10 protein-coding genes and 3 pseudogenes are annotated in these 20,870 nt (G+C 67.7%); 8 read left to right on the top strand and 5 right to left on the bottom strand.

The annotated features are described in order from the left end of the window. Positions 1 to 354: 354 nt before the first annotated feature. Positions 355 to 3,561 carry an FG-GAP-like repeat-containing protein gene (locus tag ACIQVL_RS50790; protein ID WP_403479199.1) on the bottom strand — a complete coding sequence of 1,069 codons (3,207 nt, stop codon included), beginning with the start codon at positions 3,559 to 3,561 and terminating at the stop codon, positions 355 to 357. A gap of 364 nt (positions 3,562 to 3,925) precedes the next feature. Here ACIQVL_RS50790 and ACIQVL_RS50785 point away from each other — a divergent pair, with 364 nt between their 5' ends. Then, positions 3,926 to 10,447, top strand: a complete 6,522-nt coding sequence (locus ACIQVL_RS50785; protein WP_403479198.1) for an RHS repeat domain-containing protein — start codon at positions 3,926 to 3,928, stop codon at positions 10,445 to 10,447. After that, positions 10,444 to 10,848 carry a hypothetical protein gene (locus ACIQVL_RS50780; protein ID WP_403479197.1) on the top strand — a complete coding sequence of 135 codons (405 nt, stop codon included), beginning with the start codon at positions 10,444 to 10,446 and terminating at the stop codon, positions 10,846 to 10,848. Before ACIQVL_RS50785 ends, ACIQVL_RS50780 begins: the two co-directional genes overlap by 4 nt. Before the next feature lie 1,112 nt (positions 10,849 to 11,960). Here the strand turns inward: ACIQVL_RS50780 and ACIQVL_RS50775 are convergent. Continuing rightward, positions 11,961 to 12,488 (bottom strand): hypothetical protein, encoded by a 528-nt coding sequence (locus ACIQVL_RS50775; RefSeq protein ID WP_403479196.1) that lies wholly within the window; start codon positions 12,486 to 12,488, stop codon positions 11,961 to 11,963. Between the two features lie 382 nt (positions 12,489 to 12,870). Then, positions 12,871 to 13,206: pseudogene (locus ACIQVL_RS50770) on the bottom strand (transposase); the annotation flags it as partial. 59 nt (positions 13,207 to 13,265) lie between these two features. On the opposite strand from ACIQVL_RS50770, the gene ACIQVL_RS50765 reads away from it, so the two are divergent. Then, positions 13,266 to 14,083 (top strand): IS5 family transposase gene (locus tag ACIQVL_RS50765; RefSeq protein WP_403479195.1). Its coding sequence is split into 2 segments (ribosomal slippage): positions 13,266 to 13,608 and positions 13,608 to 14,083, totalling 819 coding nucleotides; the frame shifts between segments, so codons are not numbered across the junction. Between the two features lie 84 nt (positions 14,084 to 14,167). On the opposite strand, the pseudogene phoU reads toward ACIQVL_RS50765, so the two are convergent. Further along, positions 14,168 to 14,779, bottom strand: a pseudogene (gene phoU, locus ACIQVL_RS50760) (phosphate signaling complex protein PhoU). A 611-nt stretch (positions 14,780 to 15,390) separates the two neighbouring features. Then, positions 15,391 to 16,023, bottom strand: coding sequence for a type III effector protein (locus tag ACIQVL_RS50755; protein ID WP_403479194.1), 633 nt, complete (start codon positions 16,021 to 16,023; stop codon positions 15,391 to 15,393). Positions 16,024 to 16,150: 127 nt separating this feature from the next. Between ACIQVL_RS50755 and ACIQVL_RS50750 the strand changes: the two genes are divergently transcribed. From ACIQVL_RS50750 to ACIQVL_RS50730, 5 genes and pseudogenes are all read left to right on the top strand, one after another. Next, entirely contained in the window at positions 16,151 to 16,582 is a 432-nt protein-coding gene (locus ACIQVL_RS50750; RefSeq protein ID WP_365791599.1) for an Hsp20/alpha crystallin family protein, read from the top strand. 496 nt (positions 16,583 to 17,078) lie between these two features. After that, positions 17,079 to 17,516 (top strand): DUF2267 domain-containing protein, encoded by a 438-nt coding sequence (locus ACIQVL_RS50745; protein WP_403445199.1) that lies wholly within the window; start codon positions 17,079 to 17,081, stop codon positions 17,514 to 17,516. A 178-nt stretch (positions 17,517 to 17,694) separates the two neighbouring features. Then, entirely contained in the window at positions 17,695 to 18,036 is a 342-nt protein-coding gene (locus ACIQVL_RS50740) for an ANTAR domain-containing protein (RefSeq protein ID WP_403445196.1), read from the top strand. Between the two features lie 212 nt (positions 18,037 to 18,248). After that, positions 18,249 to 19,445, top strand: coding sequence for a PP2C family protein-serine/threonine phosphatase (locus ACIQVL_RS50735; protein ID WP_403479193.1), 1,197 nt, complete (start codon positions 18,249 to 18,251; stop codon positions 19,443 to 19,445). 781 nt (positions 19,446 to 20,226) lie between these two features. Continuing rightward, positions 20,227 to 20,778: pseudogene (locus tag ACIQVL_RS50730) on the top strand (hypothetical protein); the annotation flags it as partial. Positions 20,779 to 20,870 lie beyond the last annotated feature (92 nt).

Raw genomic sequence — 20,870 nt, 5'->3', positions numbered from 1 at the left:
GTTTCCGATGACCGTGCACGTGGAGTGCGTGGCGATCCTGGAACCCGCTGGGAAACGCTCTTGACCTGCAGTTTTCTGATTTCTTTCGTCGGCTCGACCTGTTTGGGAGGTGGGAACAGATGAAACCGCACGGCGTCCCGCGACCTGTGCTTTCGACTGAGGTGGCGGGTGCGCGGAGGGAGCCGGGCATCGTTCATTGTTGCGGAGTGACGCATGAATGACGCATGGGCTGATATTCCGTCAGGTGCCCACGAGTTCTGCACCGTCGGTGCAGCGAGGCAAGCGGCCTGGGGCGGAGAAACTGCCTCCGGCCCAGGCCGCTCGCTACACGCTTCGACTGACGCGGAAGGGCGCTCAGGCGATGTTGGTGATGTTGTTCCAGAAGGTGCTCGTGCTCACGACGTTGTGGGCACCGAGGGTGTATCCATTGGCATCGGGTGACTGCCCCATGTTGGCCCACAGGTAGCGGTCCGAACCAGACACGATGACGGTGTACAGGTCAGGCAGCCCGTCGCCGTTCTGGTCGCCCGGGCTGGCGGCCAGAGGCCGACTGGTCTGAGTGAACGCCCCAGTCGTGATCTGTGTCCGTGCGCCCAGGGAGATCGTGCTGCCGACGCTGGCGGGGTACTGGTAGATCTCGCCGGTGTCGTTTTTGCGGGCCCACAGGTCAGCGTGGCCGTCGGCGTTTACGTCGCCTGGCGCGATGACCGTGTAGCCGTTCCAGCCGGCGTCCCCGATCTTGCGGGCTTCGGCCAGCTTTCCGGCGTTCGAGCCGAGGAAGAGCCAGAGCTTGGCGTTCTCGACGGTGATGAGATCGGGGTTGCCGTCACCGTCGACGTCGCCGGGGGCGATCATCTGGGTGACGGCACTCCAGTCGCCGGTGTAGCCCGTGCAGTCACCCGTCACGCAGGACGGCCGGGTGATGGAGATGCGGTTGTCCTTCGTGTAGTAGCGGTTGCCGTGTCCGGCCACCCCGCCGTCGTTGTTGATGTTGTTGCCGTAGAGCCACAGGTGGCCGTTCTTGTACGCCCACAGGTCGTCGACCCAGGCTCCAGTGGTGCTGTGGGCAGTGCTGGACCGGTGAGCGATCAGGGTGTCGGCCCAGGTGCTGGTGCCGTCGGCGGCCACAGGAGCGGCGGAGGCATCGGCGGCGATCGTCGGGTCAGTGGTGATTTCCTGGTCGGTGTGAATCAGGTCGAGGCTGCCGGAGTCGGCATCGTCGGCCAGCAGGTCGGGTCGGCCGTCGTTGTCGACATCACCGGGGTGGACACTGCCGCCGGGGTTCTCGGGTACGTAGAAGTGGTAGGCGACGGGCTGTGACTCGTTGCCCGCGTTGTCTACCGCGGCGACCCAGAGCGTGTTGCTGCCCCAGGCCGTGGGCGTGTACCGGACCAGGCCGATCCACCCGGGCACGTGGGTTCCACCGTCGTCGGCGAGTGCCGCTGCGGAGGAAGTCGACCAGTCGTAGTGGTCCAGGCCGCTCGCCTTGGCGCCGGTCGGGGCGGGGTCGGAGGACCCGAGCAGGAAGGTGCCGGAGTCACCCGTGTGCTTGGAGCCGCTCCCGTCGGAGGGGAAGTCGCCGCTGGTGACAGTCGGTCCGGTGGGTGCGGTGCCGTCGTACCAGAAGTAGCAGTTGTCGGCTTCGGCGGACGGGTCGATCCCGTCGTCGGCGCGGACGTGCCAACCGTACAGGTGGCCGTCCTTCAGGGGGTGGTCCGTGGGGCTGACAGTGATGTGGGCGGTGCCGCCCGAACCGGAGAGCCAGCTGGATTCGCCGTCCGGGTCGCCGGTGGAGATCACGTTGCTCGCGCTGGAGGTGCCGTCGCCGCCCTTGTCCCAGAAGGCGAATTGTCCGCGCACATTCTGTTTGTCGCCGTCCGGGTCGGAGACGTGCCCGGAGAGGGTGACGCCGTTGTTCTTGCCGATCCAGCCGTACGTGCCGGAGGTGCAGCCGTAGTTCGTGCCTCCGTCGGAATCCAGCGGCTTGGGGCTGGAGGTGGTCGAAGTGGGCGTGTTCGGCGGAGTGTTGTACTCGATTGTGAGCGTGGCCTTCTTCGAGAAGCGCTTGAAGGCGTCCCGGTTGGTCTCGCTTCCGGTCAGCCGGTAGGTGACGATGCCGTCGCCGTCGTTGGCGACGGACCCGGTGACGTCGAAGCCCTGCTTGGTGTCTCCGGCACAGCCGTCGTTATTGGATCCGGTGAAGCCCCGGCTGTCGGTCTGGGAGTACGTGTCGGGCTGGTTGTCCCACGTGGTGGACGTGCCGATGTGGGCCACGTTGAGCTCGGTGACCGTGTACTTGGTGCAGCTCCAGTCCGCGGAATAGGTCTGGGTGACGTTCAGCAGCGCCGAGTGGATGTGCTTGTCGCCCATAGAAGTGCCGATGTTGAACTGGTAGTACGTGCGTTCCTTCCCGGTGGGTGAGGTCCAGTCCTGGTCGCCGACGCCGGGGTCGGTGCCGTCGTCGTTGTAGCGGCTGGTGCCCGGGTAGGCGGACTGCACATAGGTGTAGGCGGCAGAGTCCTTGGTCACCGACACCCAGGTCGGGTCGATGTAGACGGGGAAGTTCGCGGGGTCGTCGCCGGTCAGCAGGGTCTGGTCGGGCGTGAGACGGACCTGTCCGTTGCCGTCGACCTCGACGCCGACGGGGGCCTGCCGGGAGTCGGGGGCGGGGCCGTTACTGAGGTCGTCCGCAGTGGAGGCGGTGGCCTCGGGTGCCTGAGCGGCCCGAGTGGATGCCTCCTGCGTGACGGCGTTCCGCGTGAAAGCTGCGGGCTTCACGGTTGTGGAACTGCTCGTGGCGGCCTGACCCGAGCCCGGCGAGGAGTCCCACATGATCGGGGCCGGTGCGTGGAAGATCTCCGAACCGGTGGTGGAATCGGCGGCAGTGAGGTTCCCGGCCGAGTCGGCCGCTACCGTCACACCCTTGCCGACGGTGGTCAGATCGAGGCTGCTGAGGGCGGGATTCGCCGCTGCCTGCGCGGTCTTGACGATGAGGACTTCGGCGAAGCCGCCCTGGGTGTCAGCGGTGACCTTCAGGTCCACGTCCGGAAGGACGTTGGCATACAGCGCGCTGCCGCCGGATACGGTTGGGACCGGGAGGGCTGTCGGCCAGGAGACGGACAGTTGTTTGCCGTCGTTGTCCAGCGTGGCGAGCGGGGCTGTACCGCCGGCGGACAGCCGCAGTTCGGTGGTGGATGCGGCAGGGGAGTAGCTGCCGTCGGTGTTGCGTCGGAGTGTCGCGTCCAACGGGACCCAGATGCCGTTGTGTTCCACCCGCTCCGACTCGGAGCTGACCTCTTCGGTGAAGGTGCCGTCGGGCTGCGCGGTCAGGGTGCTGGTGGGTGTCGTCGCGGAGTCCACCGGTACGGGCAGGCCGGTGTCGGCGGCCTGTGCCGCAGCTGCGTCATCTGCCTGCTGGGCGGCGGACGTCGTTGGATCCGACGGGCCGGAGCCCGCGTGTGCGGCCGCCGCTGGCCCGAGCAGCGCCGCGACGACGGCCGCAGCGGTGACCAGGGTCGGCGTGCGTCTGCGCAGTCGTCTGGGCAGAGAAGCGTGGATCATGCGTCCTCGTCTCGGATGGGCTGCCCTGAGTCGGGCGCGAGCAGCTGCGCACACTAGTGCGAATTTCACGCGCCACGCGCCCCTGTTTGCCGATCGGTGGGGATTCGAACATCTAAACGGGAAGAGCGGATCCGCCCTTATAGGCCCAAGCTTGCTCGATCTGCCTCATGTGTAGAAGGGGAATCTTGGCTTCCCTAGATGATCTTTCGGGGAGGTCGTGACCTTTTCCGGGCCGAACCGAGCCCGGATGCGTGAGTACATTGCGGCGGTTGTTCGAAACCCGTGTGGCGTCTGTGGGGGCTCTGTGAGGCTGCGGCGAGGTGTTGGTCTGGCCAACGCGATACGTGTCGGAGTGATTGGCCTGGTGTCCGTGGCCTTGGCGGCCGGTGGCGCGACGGCACAGATCGCGGCGGCCGATCCGGCCAAGAAGCCCGACCTGTGGTCGCCGTTCGCGCTGCCTTCGACGCCCTCGGTCGACGTCAGCGACGCGGCGTCCGGGGCGGCTGCCCGCGCGAAGGCCGTACAGGCCAAGGCGCCGCGCATGAAGGCGTTCCGCCCAGCCGCGCCGAGCTGGCCGACTGCCACTTCGACGAAGGTGACTCTGGCGGAGGGGTCCCGGCACGTTGCCGGGACCCCGGTCACGCTCGCGCGAGCCGGAGTTCTCGACAAGGGGCTGCTGCCGCACACCAGGTCCGTACGGGCCTCGTTGCGCGGTTCTGCCCGGGCGCCGGACTCGGTTTCGGTGACCGTGGCAGGCCGTCCCCTCGCCGAGAAGGCCGGCGTCCACGGCCTGGTCGTCTCCTTGAAGGAGGCGGACCGGGCGGCCTTGACGCATGGTGGGAACCGGCTGTCGGTGGCCCTGGACTACGGAACGATCCGGGACGCCTACGGCGGTGACTACGCCTCCCGGCTGCGCCTCGTACGCCTGCCCGCCTGTGCGCTGACGACACCCGCCAAGCCTGCGTGCCGGACCCAGGTCCCGGTCGCGGCCTCGGCCAACGACCTCTCCGGACACCGCTTGGTCGGCGAGATCGCGCTCCCGAGCGCGACCGCGCGCGCCGCCACCGTGACGAGCGCTGACAGCGCCGTGGTCCTTGCGGCGACGGCGGCCCCGGCCGGCACCTCGGGCACCTACTCGGCCACCTCCCTGTCCCCCTCGGGCAGTTGGAGTGCGTCGGGCAACACCGGCGCGTTCACCTACTCCTATCCGGTCACCGTCCCCGAGTCGGTCGGCGGCGAGGCTCCGCAGGTCGCTCTGTCGTACAACTCGGCGTCCGTGGACGGCCGGACATCGGCGACGAACAACCAGGCCTCGTGGATCGGCGATGGCTGGGAGTACAACGCCGGTTTCATCGAGCGCTCGTACCGTTCCTGCGCTGATGACGGTCAGTCCGGCGACAACGACGAGTGCTGGGCGGGTGACAACGCCACGTTGTCGCTCGCCGGGCATTCCGGGGAGCTCGTTCCGGCCGGCTCGGGCAAGTGGCGGCTCACGGACGACGACGGTTCGCTCGTCGAGGAGCTGTCCGGAGCGAGCAACGGCCTGAACAACGGCACGTACTGGCGGCTGACCACAGACGACGGCACCCAGTACTACTTCGGCGCCGACCACCTCCCCACCGCCGCAGGCGGTGACGGCACCGACACCACGACCAACGCCGCTTGGGGCATGCCGGTGTACGGCAACGGTTCTGGCGAGCCTTGCCACGCCTCGACTTTCGCCTCCTCCTCATGCACTCAGGGCTGGCGGTGGAACCTCGACTTCACCGTCGACCCCCACCACAACATCACCGCATACAGCTATAAGGCGGAGACCAACTACTACGGTGCCGGCAGCGCGCACACGCTGACCAAGTACACCCGGGGTGGCTACCTCTCCACCATTTCCTACGGCCAGCAGGTCGCCGACTACGTAGCCAAGGCGACCCCGGCCGCGCAGATCGTGTTCACCGCCGCCCAGCGCTGCGACGGTCTGAACGGCGTCGACTGCTCCGTGGCCCCGACCTCGTCGACCGCCTCGCACTGGCCAGACGTGCCGTTCGACGAGAACTGCGCGTCCTCGGGATCGTGCACGAACTACACCCCGACCTTCTGGTCGACCATGCGGCTGGCGAAGATCACGACCAAGGTGTGGGACGAGTCGCTGAGCACACCCGCATGGTCGACCGTCGACACCTACACCCTTGGTCAGACCTATCCCGATCCCGGTGATGGCACCAAGCCGGCGATGTGGCTGTCCACCGTCCAGCACACCGGTTCCGATACCCGGGGCGGCGGCAGTTCGTCCAGCCTCCCGGCACTGTCCCTCCAGGGGCAGGCCACATTGCCGAACCGGGTGGACGGTCTGGAGGAACCGCAGAACGTCCCGCCCATCAACCGGTACCGGCTGCTATCGCTCACCACGGAGACCGGCGACAACATCTCGGTCACCTACAAGCCCAGTTCGTGCTCGCGGACCAGCCCGCCGACCGAGGACGCCGACACCCAGCCCTGCTATCCGGTGCGGTGGACGCCGCCGGGATACAGCAGCCCGATCCTGGACTGGTTCTACACCTACCCGGTCGCGGAGGTGGACGAGAATGACATCTCGGTCACCGGTTCGCCCTCGCTGGTCACGACGTACAGCTACCTGGGTGGCGCGGCCTGGCACCACGACGACAGCGAGCTGACGGTCGCCAAGTACCGCACGTGGGGCGACTTCCGTGGCTACGAGCAGGTCGTCACCCATACGGGCAAGTCCCCGGACGCGGTCACCGAGACCAGCACTCACTACCTGCGCGGTATGGACGGTGACGCCACCGCGTCCGGCGGTACCACGTCGGTGAAGGTCACCGACTACTTGGGCAACACCGTCACCGACGACAACGCGCTGTCCGGATTCGCCTACGAGACCTCCCAGTACACGCAGGACTCGGGCGTCGGCGGCACCGTCGAGACGCAGACCGTCTCGCACCCCTGGATGTCGGGAGCCACTGCCACCCATGCGCGCGGTGGAAGCCTGCCGGACCAGGTGGCCCGCTTCACCGACACCGACCGGACCGACACCCGGCAGAAGAAGGCTGACGGCAGCTGGCGCACTTCCGAGACCACGACGAAGTTCGACAGCGCAACCGGACTGCCCACCCAGGTCGACGACAAGGGCGAGGTGGACGCCTCGGGCACCCCCGTTGCGAACAGCAGCACGCCCGAGAAGTGCACGACGACCCGATACGCCTCCGACTCGTCCCGCAACATGTTCTCCTTCCCGTCGGAGGTGATCATTGAGGCCGGCGGCTGTGCCAGCGCTCCGGACAAGCACACCTTGGCCGACACCCGCACGTGGTACGACAAGGGCGCCACCGACACCATCCCCGGCCCGGGCGACGCCACCAGTACCCAGAAGGCCAAGGACTTCGCCGCCGACGGCACCCTGGAGTGGGCCGTTGCTGCAACCGCGGGCTATGACACGTACGGCAGGGTCACGTCCACCTCCGACCCGCTGGGTCGTCCGACCACGACGACCTACAGCGACAGCAGCAGCACGGCCGCGACGAAGAAGAAGTACCTGCCCGTCACCATCGTGACGACGAACGCCAAGAAGTGGCCGACAACCACCACCTTCGACCCGGGCCGACAGCTTCCCCTGACGGCCACCGACCCCAACAACCGGGTCACCACAGAGACCTACGACGGCCTCGGCCGACTGACCCAGGTCTGGCTCTCCGACCACCCGCAGTCCGCCAACACCTCCACCCCCAGCTACAAGTTCACCTACACCGTGTCGAAGACGGCCCCCACAGCCGTGGAGAGCCAGAACTATCGCGACGGCGGCGACTACGGCGTCGACTTCAAGATCTACGACGCGCTGCTGCGCCTGCGGCAAGAACAGTCGACCCCCCTGGACGACTCGACCGGCCGCTTGATCACCGACACGGCCTACGACTCCCACGGCTGGACGACCAGCACCGACGCGGCCTACTACAACAGCGACTCAGCCCCCACCGGGACCTTCGTCACCCCGGTCGTCGCCCAGGTCCCCGCCAACACCCGGACGACGTACGACGGCCAGGGTCGCGCCACCGCCAGCGCCCTGTACTCCATGGGCACCCTCCAGTGGAAGACGACGACCGCCTACCCCGGCGCCGACGAGATCGACGCCACGCCCCCGACCGGTGGCACTCCCTCCACTACCCTCACCGACGCACGCGGCCAGACTACCGAACTGCGTCAGTACCACGGCACCACGCCCACCGGCACCTACGACAAGACCCTCTTCACCTACGACGCGGCCGGCCGCGGCATCACCAAGACCGGTCCCGTGGACGCCTCCGTCTCCGCGACTGACAGCGCCGCCAAGTCTCTGACCTGGACCACGGGTTACGACTTGCTCGGCGACGTCACAAGCCAGACCGACCCCGACACCGGGACAACACCGAACTCATACGATGACGACGGCGAACTGATCAAGTCGGTGGACGCGCGACCGAACGGCGCCGGCTCGGTCAGCACGGTCTACGACGAACTCGGCCGGGTGACCGACACCTACGGCTGGGACGCGGCGACCACCAGCAGTATCCATCTCACCCACCGGGACTACGACACTCTCGTCAAGGGCCAGCTGACCGACGCCATCGCGTACGAGAACGGCAAGGCTGTCTACACCGACACCGTGGCCGGCTACACCACCGCGTACAAGTCGACCGGAGCCACGATCTCGATCCCCGCAGGCGCCTTCGGCAACACCGCGGCGATCACCTACACCACCAAAAACACCTACACCCCCGTGCAGGACCTCCTCGACACCTCCGCGGTCAGCACCACCGGCACCGGCGGGCTGATCCCGGACGAGACGCTCGGCTTCGGCTACAACGGCGTGGGCCTGCCCGTGACCAGCGGCGGTGCCGACACTTACACTTCATGGGTCAACTACAGCCCGTTCGGCCAGGTCACCCGCGCCACCATGGGCGTCAAACCGCTGCAGGTGGTGACCACCAACACCTGGGAGCCGGCCACCGGCCGACTCCTCACCCACACCGTGGACAAGGAGGACGCCACTTCGGCGGTCGACACGGTCGACTACACCTACAACCAGGCCGGCCAGATCACCTCCACCAGCGATGTCCAGGGCGCGGGCGGCACGGCGAACACCGACACCCAGTGCTTCGCCTACGACTACCTGTCCCGCCTCACCGACGTCTGGACCGACGCAGGTGGCACCCAGACCGCTGTCTCGCCCACCGTGGCTGGCATCGGCGGCTGCCACAACACCACGCCGTCCGCCGCCCACCTCGGCGGCCCGGCCCCGTACTGGCAGTCGTACGGCTACGCCCTGACCGGCAACCGCACCAGCCGCACCGACCACGACCCGTCGGGCGACACGGCCAAGGACGTCAGCACCTCCGAGGTCTACGACACGGTCGGCCACGCCCACGGCGTCCACACGGTGACCACCGGCTCCAGCACCCGTACCTATGCCTACGACGCCGCGGGAAACCCCACGTCCAGCAGCACCGCCACCGGCGGCCAGGACCAGCCGGGCCAGTCCCAGTCCTTCACCTGGAACGCCAAGGGCCAGCTGGCCACCCTGAGCACCGGCCCGGCCGATGCACCCGTCCACACCACCGGCTACCACTACGATGCCGACGGCGGTCTGCTGGCCCACACCGACGACGGCACCACCACGGTCTACCTCGGCGCGGACGAGATCACCTTCGCCGCCGGTACGGCCGCCACCGCCACCCGCTACTACAAGCTCGGCTCGGCGCCCACCGCCGTCCGTACAGCCAAGGCCGGCACCAGCGGCACCCGGTTGAGCTATCAGACCGCCGACCCGCACGGCACGGCGACCGACGACATCACGGCCGACACCCTCACCGTGACGCGGCGCTTTTTCACCCCCTTCGGCGAGTCACGCGACACCGCGTCCATCACCTGGCCCGGCGACCACGGCTTCGTCGGCGGCACCCAGGACCCGACCACGGGCCTGACCAATCTCGGCGCCCGCGAGTACGACCCGGCTCTCGGCCGTTTCCTCGACCCCGACCCGCTCCTGGACGCCGGCGATCCCCAGCAATGGAACGGCTACTCCTACAGCGATGACGACCCCGTCAACGCCTCCGACCCCACCGGCAAGCACCTGATGTGCGGCAACGACGACCCGGACCACACCCCCTGCCCCAAGCCGCCGAGGCCCAGTACGGAGAAGCCCGCTTCGAGCAGCGACGACGACAGCGGACCCACGCGGACGACGACCATAGGCAGCGTCACGGTCTCCGGCAGTTCCCAGCAGATCGCAAAGATCAAGAAGCTCTACCGCAAGCTCTACCGGGGCAATGACATGGTCCCGTTGAACTGGAACATGGTGGCGGACGGCGAGGAGACGGTCCCGCAGGCCGTCCGGAGCTCGTACGCGGACCTCATGACCTGGGAAGCGATCTGCCGCAAGCCGGGCATGTGCGGCAAACTGCTGAGCAGTACCGTGAAGATGGCCGCGGACGGCATGCGCAAGGCTGTGTACAAGAGCCAGCACAACTGGAAGTGCAACTTCCTCGGCTGGGGTTGCGGAGAGGTCCCCACCTCTGCCGCGGCTTATATCCCGAGATATATATACCGGAGTGCCTCGGGCACTTATCAAAGCATGACACCACGAGTCAAAGACGTTGAAGGACTGAGTAGCTTCGACAGTCCGGACAGACTGAACGGAAAGGTCAAGATCATCGACACCCAGAAGCTGGGCCCGAACTTGGAGGCCAATCCGGACGGTGGAGGTCATGTCTCAATCCGGCCGAAGGACATGAGCCAGATGGAAGGCTGGATCGAGTCGCGAGAAACGGCGAACGTGAATCCGCATCCGTTCACCCAGGAGTTGATGGATGCCATCGTCGATGCATCGGAAATCGCCGAATGAGCGCCCCCGACCTGGCCACGCTGATCCTTCCACGCCTGGATGCCTCGACCGCCGCGCTCTCCGCGCGACTGTTGTCCCGGGGCCTGGAACCGAAGCGTGACCTGGGCCACTACACCTCCAGGTTGCTGGCCCTGTGTGCCTACGCCTCATTCGACGACGGCGCGGAGGAAGGGACGATCGACGTCATGCTGGAGTTCACCAGGCGGGCTGACGGCTTTTCGGTCGCCATGGGCGTCTACCGCGAATCCGGAAGGATCATCGAGGAGAGTCCGCCCATCGAGGTCTCCGGTGAGTTCACGCCGTCCGCGTCGGCCCAGGTCATGGACGAGTTCGACGCCATGATCGATCGCGCGTACGACCTGATCGTCTCGGAGATCGCCGGAAACTCCGAGGGGCTTTGAGGCGCGCACTAGGGGAAGTGCTCCCGAGAGCTTGGGGTGTCACCCTGTACGAGATCCAGCACCTCCCGGGTCTTGGGTGCATGGACGCGACTGGAATCCCAGTTGATCGTCCCGGTCTCCGAAGGAGTCGAAGGCGGCGGTCCAGCGCTGGCCTTGGCAGTAGTGAAGTGAACACTTAGGAGCTTCGGCGGCGGCTACCCACGTTCCGCACAGACCGAGAACGGCCGAGGGGGCGATTGAGCCAAGGGTGAGCGATGGCGGGTCCACCGCTTGTAGGGGCTGGGTGCCTGTCGCCTCCCCATGCCCCTTGACCTGGCGTTGGTAGGTAAGGGGGCTTCCGGTGCTGGTCCCTCGATTCCATGGCGTCTCGCGAGGGCGGCGGCAACTCGCACAGTGCCAGCGGCAACGGCTTGCCGGCGCGTAGCCTGTGGTCACGGCATGGATCGGGACCCGTGTCCGTCTGATACGCGGCTGCAACGGTGACGCACGTATGACGCACAAGGCTCTCAAGGGGATGGATTCCATCCTCGAAACCCCACCTGACCTGCATGTTTCCCGGGAGGCGCGAACTGCTCACCTTTCCGATGACGCATCATGTGGAGTGCGTGGCGATTCTGGAGCCTGCCGGAAAGGCCGTCTGACCTGCGGGTTCGAGTGGTGTGCGCTATGTGCGGTGTGGGCGTTACGGGCGATATCTTGACGCCGAAATGACGCTCTCCGGGGTATCTTGGCGCTCATTTGACGCTCCTTCGGATGGGGTGTCAGGAGCGTCGAGGTCCTGGTCAGGTCGCCGGTAGTGGCTGAGGAGTATCCGTCCGATGGGGGGGGCCTGATCTCCCGCGACTGCGCGTGAACGTGCCAGAGTGAAGCGCTGACACCACGCCAGGGGATCGGCTGATGCGCCAACTCGGGCAGTTGGCGGCTGAAGTCCTATCACTCGTGCAGCGATTGAGGGCCGGAGGGCGCTGACCTGGGGTTTCTCGGTGAATGGTGCGTTGACCTGGGAAAACTCCTCTCCGTAGTTCTCACCGGCCAACGCCGTTTCCCAGGCTCATGTGCCCTGGATGTGCCCTCGCAGAGCGGAGTGTTTGGCCAGCCATCACCGGTTGCATTCATCGATGCTCAGTGCTGCGGAAGCCGCCACAGATGCGTTCCTGCGCGAGCTCGGTCCGCAGGAGTCTCGCGGACGAGGTGGTACAGGTTCTCGAAGTACTCCTGCCAGCGGTTCGGATCCGGCATGCGTTCTGCGCCCTCTTCGCACGCTCGGCCTGCACCAGCGGTTGCAAGCTCTCCCAGACTGAGATCACCCACCCACCGAGGTATCCGGAGACGGGTTCGATGTCCACCACCCCGTGGGCGACCATAGCCCCGAGATTGTCATAGAACCAGGCCAGTTCACGGACCAGATGCCGATCATCCTCGGGTAGCCCAGCCAGTCCGGCTGACAGGTCATACGCAGACAGCTGTTCGTGCACGACCTGCCGTGCCTGTGCCAGCCGCACGCTTCGATGCTCGCGGAAGAGATCCACAAGTACGGGCAGCGTGTTGGCATGCTCGGTCAGCCGCAGTTGTCGAAACGAGACGGCTCCGGTCACTGCGAGCGCTACCAGCGACACCACGAGGGCTGCGATCTCCAACATGCCTCCGTTACCAGCTGTTGTATTCCCGGTCCTTATCCGTGTCGCAGTGAGGCCGATCGAAGAACGGGATGCCGTCTCTGGCGAGGGAGCCGTTGTGGATGCGGTGTGGTACTGGCTATTGGCGCAAACAGTCACCCCGGACCGCGACGCCGTCGAGCGCGTGGCCCGGGGTGCACGGGTGAGTGCGGCTTGGGCTGCGTGGTATCCGCCGGGTCGTTCGGGAGGGATAGGGGGTCGACGGGGCCTGGCGGTTGGACATCGACTGCCTCCATGCCAGGCAGAAACGCGTGGTCAGGACCGGTGTTAGCGTGCTGGGCGCGCTCGGGTACCGGAAGGATGCGGCGCCGGGTGAGTTCAGCTACGTCGATCAAGGGGGCGGCGACGATGCGCGGGACCAGTCCAGCTCGCCACGGGAGCCGAGATCGTCGAGCACCAGGCGATGAAGCTTGGCCCACACCCTGGCCTTCGACCACTCGCCAAAGCGTCGGTGGGCCGTCGCTCCCGACGGCCCGAACGACGCGGACGGCAACTGCTGCCACGTGCAGCCCGATGTGGCCACGAACACGATCGCAGCCAGCACCTCCCGGTCACCGTGCCGGCGTCGGCCGCCGCCTTGAGGCCGTGTTGGAGCTTCTGGGACGACCCGCTGGAACAGCTCCCACAACTCATCCGGCACCAGTCGCTCAACGATCGAAACCACGACCGACAGACTACCCATCCAAATGAGATGGCGTCTTTAGACCGTGTCCTATGTGGTGAGGCGTCGTTGGCCTGTTCATGGGGCGGGGTACATGGAGTTGGATTGTTCCGGACGGCTTGTGGGAGATCGCAAAGCCGCTGATTCCTCCATCACGAGTGCGGCCGCAGGGCGGCGGAACGCAGGACACGCCTGATGAGACGCTGTTCGCGGCGATCATCTACGTGCTGGTCAGCGGCTGCGCCTGGCGGGCTCTGCCACCGTGCTTCGGCATATCGAAGTCGACGGCCCACCGGCGGTTTCTGATCTGGTCGAGAGCCGGTGTCTGGGGCCGCCTGCACGAGGCGGTGCTGCACCAGCTTGACGACGCCGGCCTCATCGATGTCACCCGCGTCGTCCTCGACACCGCCCACGTCAGGGCTAAAAAGGGGGCGAACACACAGGTCCGAGCCCCGTGGACCGCGGCAAACCGGGTTCCAAGATGCACGTCCTGTCGGACGCGAACGGACTGCCCCTTCTCGTCGGCGTCTCGAGCGGCAACACGCACGACAGTGAAGGGCTGAAGCCGATGCTCGAGGGTCACCAAACGAGACACGACCCTCACCGGGGCCGGTACTTCAAGCCTCAGCGCCTGCACGCAGACAAGGCCTACGATCGTGCCGACCTGCGGAAATGGTTACGTGGCAAACGCATCGGGGTCCGGATCGCGCGCAGGGGTATCGAGTCCAGCGAACGGTTGGGCCGTCGCAGGTGGGTGATCGAGCGCACCATGTCGTGGCTGTCCGGCTACCGCCGACTCAGCCCCCGCTACGAGCGAAATCCCCGCAACTACCTGGCCTTTCTCGGACTTGCCGCAGCCATCTGCTGCTACAAGCGACTCGTTCGCCTCACCACATAGGACACGGTCTTAGTTCCAGTTCAGCCGACACTTGACAGGTTGCGCACGGTGCCGTGCGCGGTCACAGGGCCGTCGCGCGCGTGGTCATGGATGTGTCGCTGCCAGTTCGTCGGCGTGTTCGCCGGTGACCAGGAAGACCACGCGGCGGGCGACTGAGACAGCGTGGTCGGCGAACCGTTCGTAGTAGCGACCGAGCAAGGTGACGTCGACGGCGGTCTCCACTCCGTGGTGCCAGCGGTCGTCCATGAGGTGCTGGAATATCCGGGGTGCAGTTCATCGATCCGGTCGTCGTCCTGCTCCATCTGGTCCGCGGCGTCCAGGTCACGGGTAACGAGAACGTCGGCGGCCTGTGCCATCAGACGCTGGGCGAGCTGGCTCATCTCCAGGATGGTTCGACGCAGGTCCTGCGGCACGGCCTCCCCGGGGTAGCGCAGCCGGGCCAGCTTGGCGACATGCTGAGCCAGGACCGAGCAGCGTTCCAGGTCCGCGCTCATGCGCAGCGACGTGACGACCACCCGCAGGCCGGTTGCGACCGGCTGCTGGCGCGCCAGGACCGCGATGGCCTTGTCCTCCAGATCGCGTTGCAGGTCGTCGACCTTGGTGTGAGCGGAGATCACGCTCTCCGCGAGCTGGAGATCGGCATCCAGCAGCGCGCTTGTTGGCCCGGCCCAGGGCCGAACCGACCCGGTTGGCCATGTCCACCAGGGCCTCGCCGATCGAGGCCAGTTCCTCCTGGTACGCCTCCCGCTTACGAACCCCACTCCCGCTTGTCTGCCCCTGGTCCGCGACACTGTCAGACTCCCACACCCCCGCGCGAGCAGGGACATCAGCTTCCCGCCGGACACAGGGGGCCTACGCCGCTGGACGACGCGCCGGTGGCCTGGAGCGGTAGTGGCCAGCCGGGTGGGCGTAGGGTCGAAGTGCGGAGGTCACAGCTAGTGATGTGGCCCTGACCTTCGCCCATGAGCCCGGTCGGCTACGCGCGGGCCGGGCTCGCCTGCGGCGCGAGTGGCTGCGTTACACGGCCAGGTCCCGGAGGCGTGTTTCGCCGGTGGCTGGTGAGACGGCGGGTTGATCGCGGCCCAGCTCAAGGATTCGCAGTGCTGGACGAGGCGTTCGTGGTCCCGGACATGCCGGCGGGCATACGTCACCCTCCGAGGGCCACCTCAAGTCACCTGCAGCGGGCAGGAGTACGCCTGCACTGGTTAGACGCCTCGCCGGGGAGGGCGCCACTCCCAGTCGGCTGAGCAAACCGGTGTCTCGGGGCAGACGCCGAGTGCCTGCGTTCCGGCCATAGCCCTGCCGGGTCAGGGGGGTGTGAGGGTGTCGAGTTGCGTGGCGAGGTCGGGGTGGGTGCCGGTCAGGTGGGGGCGGGTGGCGTTGAGGGGATGGATCAGTTCGGCGGCGTCGTCGTGGGCGAGCGCTGTGTGGAGTTGGCTGAGGGGGAGGCGGGCGGCGTCCGGCAGGTCGGTGAGGGCGGTGATCTGGCCGGCGAGGCGGCGCAGGTCGGCTGCGTTGCGGCGGGCCCAGGTGGCGGTGGTGCGTTCGGCGGCGCGGCGTTCGCGGGTGGCCTGGACGCGTTGTTCGCCGGTGGTTCCGGCCGCGCCGGGGCGGCCGCGCAGGTAGCGGCGTTCGGCGGCCTGGCGGCTGGCGACGCCGAGAGGGTGGGCGAGATCGGCCCAGCTGGCCCCGGCGTCGCGGGCGGCCTCGATCAGGCCGGTCTCCCATCCGGCGAGCCGCTCACGCACCTGCCGGAGCAGGAGGAGGGAGGCCAGGGCCTGGTCCGTGCTGGCCTCCTGGGCTCCGGGGGTGCCGGGAACCGGATGCCGGGCGGTGTGCAGGGCGTCGTCTATGGCCTCCAGGGCCGCCGCCGCGGCGAGGAACGACGTCGGGCTGCTCGCGTCGGCGCTGGGTGAAGCCGGCTGGTCGGCCGGGGCCATGGGCACCTCCCTCGGGTTGTCATCCTACGGACGACACCGTGTTTGTCATCTATTGGATGACATGTTACAACGGTTGCAGTGAGGCGCATTGGCAGCAACTGCCTGAACCTTCTGGAGGTGTTTTCCGATGTTGATGCGCACTGACCCCTTCCGTGAGCTCGACCGGCTGGCGCAGCAGCTGATGGGCCCCGGCACCTGGTCGCGGCCGTCCCCGATGCCCATGGACGCCTATCGCGAGGGTGACCAGTACGTGGTGGCCTTCGACGTCCCCGGCGTGAGCGCGGACGCGATCGACATCGACGTCGAACGGAACATGCTGACCGTCAAGGCCGAGCGTCGCCCGGTGGCAAAGGCCGACGACGTGCAGATGGAGCTGTCGGAGCGGCCGCTGGGTGTCTTCTCCCGCCAGCTGGTCCTGGCGGACACGCTGGACACCGAGCACATCCAGGCCGACTACGACGCCGGCGTGCTCACCCTGCGCATCCCGATCGCCGAGCGCGCCAAGCCCCGCAAGATCGCCATCGGCGTCGGGTCCGGCCGCAAGGAGATCTCCGGCTGAGCTGGACCGCCAAGGGCTCGACAGCGGCGGAGGACGGGCATCTGTTCGCCCCTCCTGCCTGTCCTCCGCACCGCGAGGGCCAAGGGAGAGCGGAGCCCTGAGGCGGCTGTGCGACCAGATGCGTTCCTCGGCTGTGGTGCTTGCCCTGCTGGGCGCCCACCTGGTCGGCGGGTACGTGCCGGACTTTCCGCGTCTGCCGGAAGCGCGGGAAGGCTTCGCCCTGATCCTGCTCAACCCGATGCAGAGCACCGAGCCGCTGCCCCGCAGCGGTCCGTGCGGGCCATCACGGCCTGAGTCGAGGGCGCCACCGAGCAGACCGCGGCCTGGGATGTCAGCGCCGGCACTCGCAACGGTCTGTGACGCCGTCGGCAACGACCTGCTCCGGCTTCCCGCGGACCACAGCCTGCCCTCCGGCCGCCCCGGACCACCTGACAATCCATCCGCCGGTGACCGCGCAGCGGCACCACGAACTGGTGACAGAAAGGCAATCACCGCAGTGATCTCCGACCGACCCGCACCGTTCCAGCAGCCCTACGACAGGGCGTACGAGCAGATGGTGGAGAAGGTCCGCTACGACGGCGCCTATCCCACCCGTGAGAAGGCCGAGGAAGCCGTCCGCCTGGTCCTCGCGGGACTGGGACGTCAGCTGACGGGCGACGAACGCGTGGAACTGGCCGCCCGCCTGCCCTTCGAGGCTGCACGCGTCCTCACCGCCCAGGTCCCCGACACCCAGTCCCTCACCGGCTGGGCCTTCGTCAAGGAGCTCGCCGCCCGCACCGGAGCCTCGCAGGCCACGGCCCGCTGGGACACCGGTTCCGTCTTCTGCGCCGTCGCGGCCTGTGCCGGTCCCGACCTGCTGACCCGCATCCTGCGTCGCCTTCCCTCCGGCTACGCGCTGCTGTTCGGCCGTGCCGAACTCGCCCGCGCCGCGTAGTCGGCGGCGGGTGTGGTCAGGGCGGACAGCGACGACCACTGCACCGCTGTCCGCCCAACGCTCGCGCGCGATCGACCGGCCGGTCGCAGGGTCGCAGGAACGAAGTGGCGTATCACGCGGAGAACACCGGCTGGCCGGCCGCGTCAGGCCAGGGAGACAGCCCTGACAGGAGGCGAACATGACGGAGCACAGTCAGGGGGACCCTTCACTGTTCGAGGCTGAAGCCCTCGGACCGGACGAGCTTGCTCGCAAGATAGGCCAGTTGCAGCGGGAAATCGGCCAGCTCGAAGAAGCCGTGGTCGCACATGCGGTGATCGACCAGGCCATCGGCGTCGTCGTCGCCCTCGGTGGCCTTCCTCCCGACCAGGGCTTTGCCGTCCTGCGGACGGTCTCCCAGAACACGAACATCAAACTGCGGGAGGTCGCGGAACAAATCGTCGGCTGGCCCGCAAGCAAAGAGCTGTCCGAGGACATCCGGCAGGCCCTTGAAGCCGCTCTGTCCCAGGCGGGCTCCGCCTGAACCCGGGTACGAGTCAGGTGAGCCAGTCGATCTTCAGGACCAGAGAACGCAGGGTCCGGTCCCGCACATCACGCAGCGCTCCATGCCCGTTCGCCATAGCCACGCGGGAGCAGGGCCAACCAGATGGCGCCCTGCCCGAGCGGGGCCGCGCACCGAGCCGGCTGGTCGCAGACTTGAGGGAGGGGCCGCGACCGCGAGAGGGCCGGTGAGTGATGGCGGAGGAACCGGGGGCCGCGCTGGCCCTGTTTCTGGAGCGCTCGCACACCATCACCCCGCTGCAGGTACCGCAGCTGGTCCACGAGACGGCCCGCCGGCTGGGACTGGCATCGGCGGCCGTCTACCTGGCGGATGTGCAGGAGGACCAGCTGGTGCCCCTGCCCGGCACGACCGGCAGCCAGGACGACGACGCCCTCGCGATCGAGGGAACGGTGGCCGGATGGGCCTACCGGACCATGTCCCTGCGGCTGTCGCGCCGTCGCCCGCTGGCGGTGTGGCTGCCTCTGGTCGACGGCATCGCGCGGATCGGCGTGCTGCGCGTCACCGCCGACCAGCTCACCCCCGCGCTGCTGGACGGCGCCACGCAGCTGGCCGCGGTGACCGCGCTGACCATCGTCTCCAAGAGCGGATTCAGCGACCTGTTCAGCCGAACCTCCCGCCGACGCCCGATGACCACCGCGGCGGAGATGGTGTGGGCGTTCTTGCCGCCGCGCACCCTGGGCACGCACAAGGTCACCTCCAGCGCCGTGCTGGAACCCGCCTACGAGGTCGGCGGGGACGCCTTCGACCACGGCCTGGACGACGGACGCCTGCACCTGACCGTGGTCGACGCGATGGGCCACGACCTGGCCGCGGGACTGGCCTCCGCCGTCGCCCTGGCCGGCTGCCGGTCCACCCGCCGCGCAGGCGGCACCCTGACCGACATCACCGACCGGATCGACGAAGACCTGCACCGATGGCGGCCCGGCGGCCTACTCACCGGCGTCTTCGCGCACCTCGACCTCGACACCGGGCAACTGAACTGGATCAACGCCGGCCACCCACCACCACTTCTGATCCGCGCACACCACGTCGTCCCGGGAGCGCTGGAAGCCCACGGCGAGCTGCCGCTCGGTCTCGGCCCGGGCTACCAGCCCTCCCGGACCGTGCACCGGGCCCAGCTGGAACCCGGCGACCGCGTCCTGATCCACACCGACGGCGTCACCGAGGCCCGCTCCGGAACCGGCCCGCGCTTCGGCGAGGAGCAACTCGTCGACTTCGTCACCCGCGCGCTCGCCGCCGGCGAACCCGCCCCCGAAGCCCTGCGCCGCCTCATCCACGCCATCCTCGACCACCACCACGGCCAGCTACAGGACGACGCCACCATCGTCATGGCCGAATGGCACCCGGACACCGACTCCACCAGCCCGTGAGAGCTGGCCGCTACGGAGTTGTGAAGCGACTTCAGCGGGATCCACTTCAGCGGTACACAGAGAGAGGCACTGGTATGGGAGGAGGAACTGTTCGTACAGCCCGCTGTCAGCACGGCGAGTGCCACGGACGGGGACCGCTGTGAGAAGGATGCGGCCGTGCGGGGTCGAGCCTGTCATCTTTGCATCACGCCAATATGGAGATTCGGGGTGCGTCGGGGTATGCCACTCGCTGGGCGCTCACGCGTTTGGATGCGAGGAAGCAGCTCTCTGGGCCGCGCCCGTTGCCCTGTGCCAGCCACGTCGGCTCGGCTGTACGGATCTCCTTGGGTTCACTCGGCGTCGTGGCGTCGGCCATGGCGTAAGCGGTCGCCGGCGGGACACGTGCCGCGCTGTCGCGTCGCCGTGACTCCCGCGGATCCCTCGACGGGCACCGAGGGCATCCTCATTCGCACGTCTGTGCCATTCGGCTGGCGACGGACACCCGCTTGTACCTCGGGCCTGGCCGGCTCACCTGAGCTGTGCCAGCTTGTAAGTGTCCTGTTTGTCCGGAATGGCTGTGGCACTGAGCGCCGTCCTCCTGCGAGCGCGGTTCGAAGAGTGGAGGAAACGGCCGATGGCAGGTGGCGGACGGCCGTCGGGTCCGGCCCCGACCGGTGGGTCACGACGCCCGGGACCGGACGGGATGCCGGCGCTGGAGCGGTCGAAGCGGTTGGAGTGGCTGAGGCGGGTACGCGGCATTGTGGTCGGCGCCGCGGCTGCGGGCCGTGCCCGGACTCGTGCCATGGGACAGCGGGTGGGGCAGCTGCCCCCGCCTCCGGGGCCGTTCCGCCCCGGATTCTGGCGCAGTCCGATCCGGGGTCCCTGGCTGACCTCGGTATTCGGCCTGGTCCTCCTGGTCGGCATTCCGCTGCTGTTCCTCACCGGGTTGCTCTCCTACGCCGCCTACAACCCCGACTTGAGCCCCCTCAACGACGAGACCCCTGACAAGGGTGTCCTGGGCTTCTACCTCTTCAGCTGGCCCACGCATCCATACTGGCTCTACCGGCTGCTCCAGGGCGTGCACGTGACGCTGGGTGTGGTCCTCGTACCGGTGCTGTTGGCCAAGTTGTGGTCGGTGATCCCGAAGCTGTTCGCATGGTCGCCGGTACGCTCCGTCGCCCACGGCTTGGAGCGGCTGTCCCTGCTGATGCTGGTCGGCGGTGTCATCTTCGAATTCGTCACCGGCATCCTGAACATCCAGCTCTACTACGTCTTCCCGGGCTCGTTCTACCGTCTGCACTTCTACGGCGCCTGGGTGTTCATCGCCGCCTTCGCCGTCCACGTGTGTCTCAGACGCTGTTGTCTTTCCGGACATGAGGGCGGTGTTTTCGCTGGTCAGGCATAGTGCGGGTGGTTCGGTGGGAGTGGTGGCGTGTCGTGTCGTCG

It is taken from the genome of Streptomyces sp. NPDC090499 (assembly GCF_044769305.1).
GTDB lineage: Bacteria > Actinomycetota > Actinomycetes > Streptomycetales > Streptomycetaceae > Streptomyces.
Note: the sequence above shows the minus strand (reverse complement) of the source record. Positions and strands in the feature narration are given on the sequence as shown.

Coding starts and splice junctions, on each gene's coding strand:
- ACIQVL_RS50735 (WP_403479193.1), top strand. CDS start 18,249: ATGGCGGAGGAACCGGGGGCCGCGCTGGCCCTGTTTCTGGAGCGCTCG.
- ACIQVL_RS50775 (WP_403479196.1), bottom strand. CDS start 12,488: ATGTTGGAGATCGCAGCCCTCGTGGTGTCGCTGGTAGCGCTCGCAGTG.
- ACIQVL_RS50740 (WP_403445196.1), top strand. CDS start 17,695: ATGACGGAGCACAGTCAGGGGGACCCTTCACTGTTCGAGGCTGAAGCC.
- ACIQVL_RS50755 (WP_403479194.1), bottom strand. CDS start 16,023: ATGGCCCCGGCCGACCAGCCGGCTTCACCCAGCGCCGACGCGAGCAGC.
- ACIQVL_RS50790 (WP_403479199.1), bottom strand. CDS start 3,561: ATGATCCACGCTTCTCTGCCCAGACGACTGCGCAGACGCACGCCGACC.
- ACIQVL_RS50780 (WP_403479197.1), top strand. CDS start 10,444: ATGAGCGCCCCCGACCTGGCCACGCTGATCCTTCCACGCCTGGATGCC.
- ACIQVL_RS50750 (WP_365791599.1), top strand. CDS start 16,151: ATGTTGATGCGCACTGACCCCTTCCGTGAGCTCGACCGGCTGGCGCAG.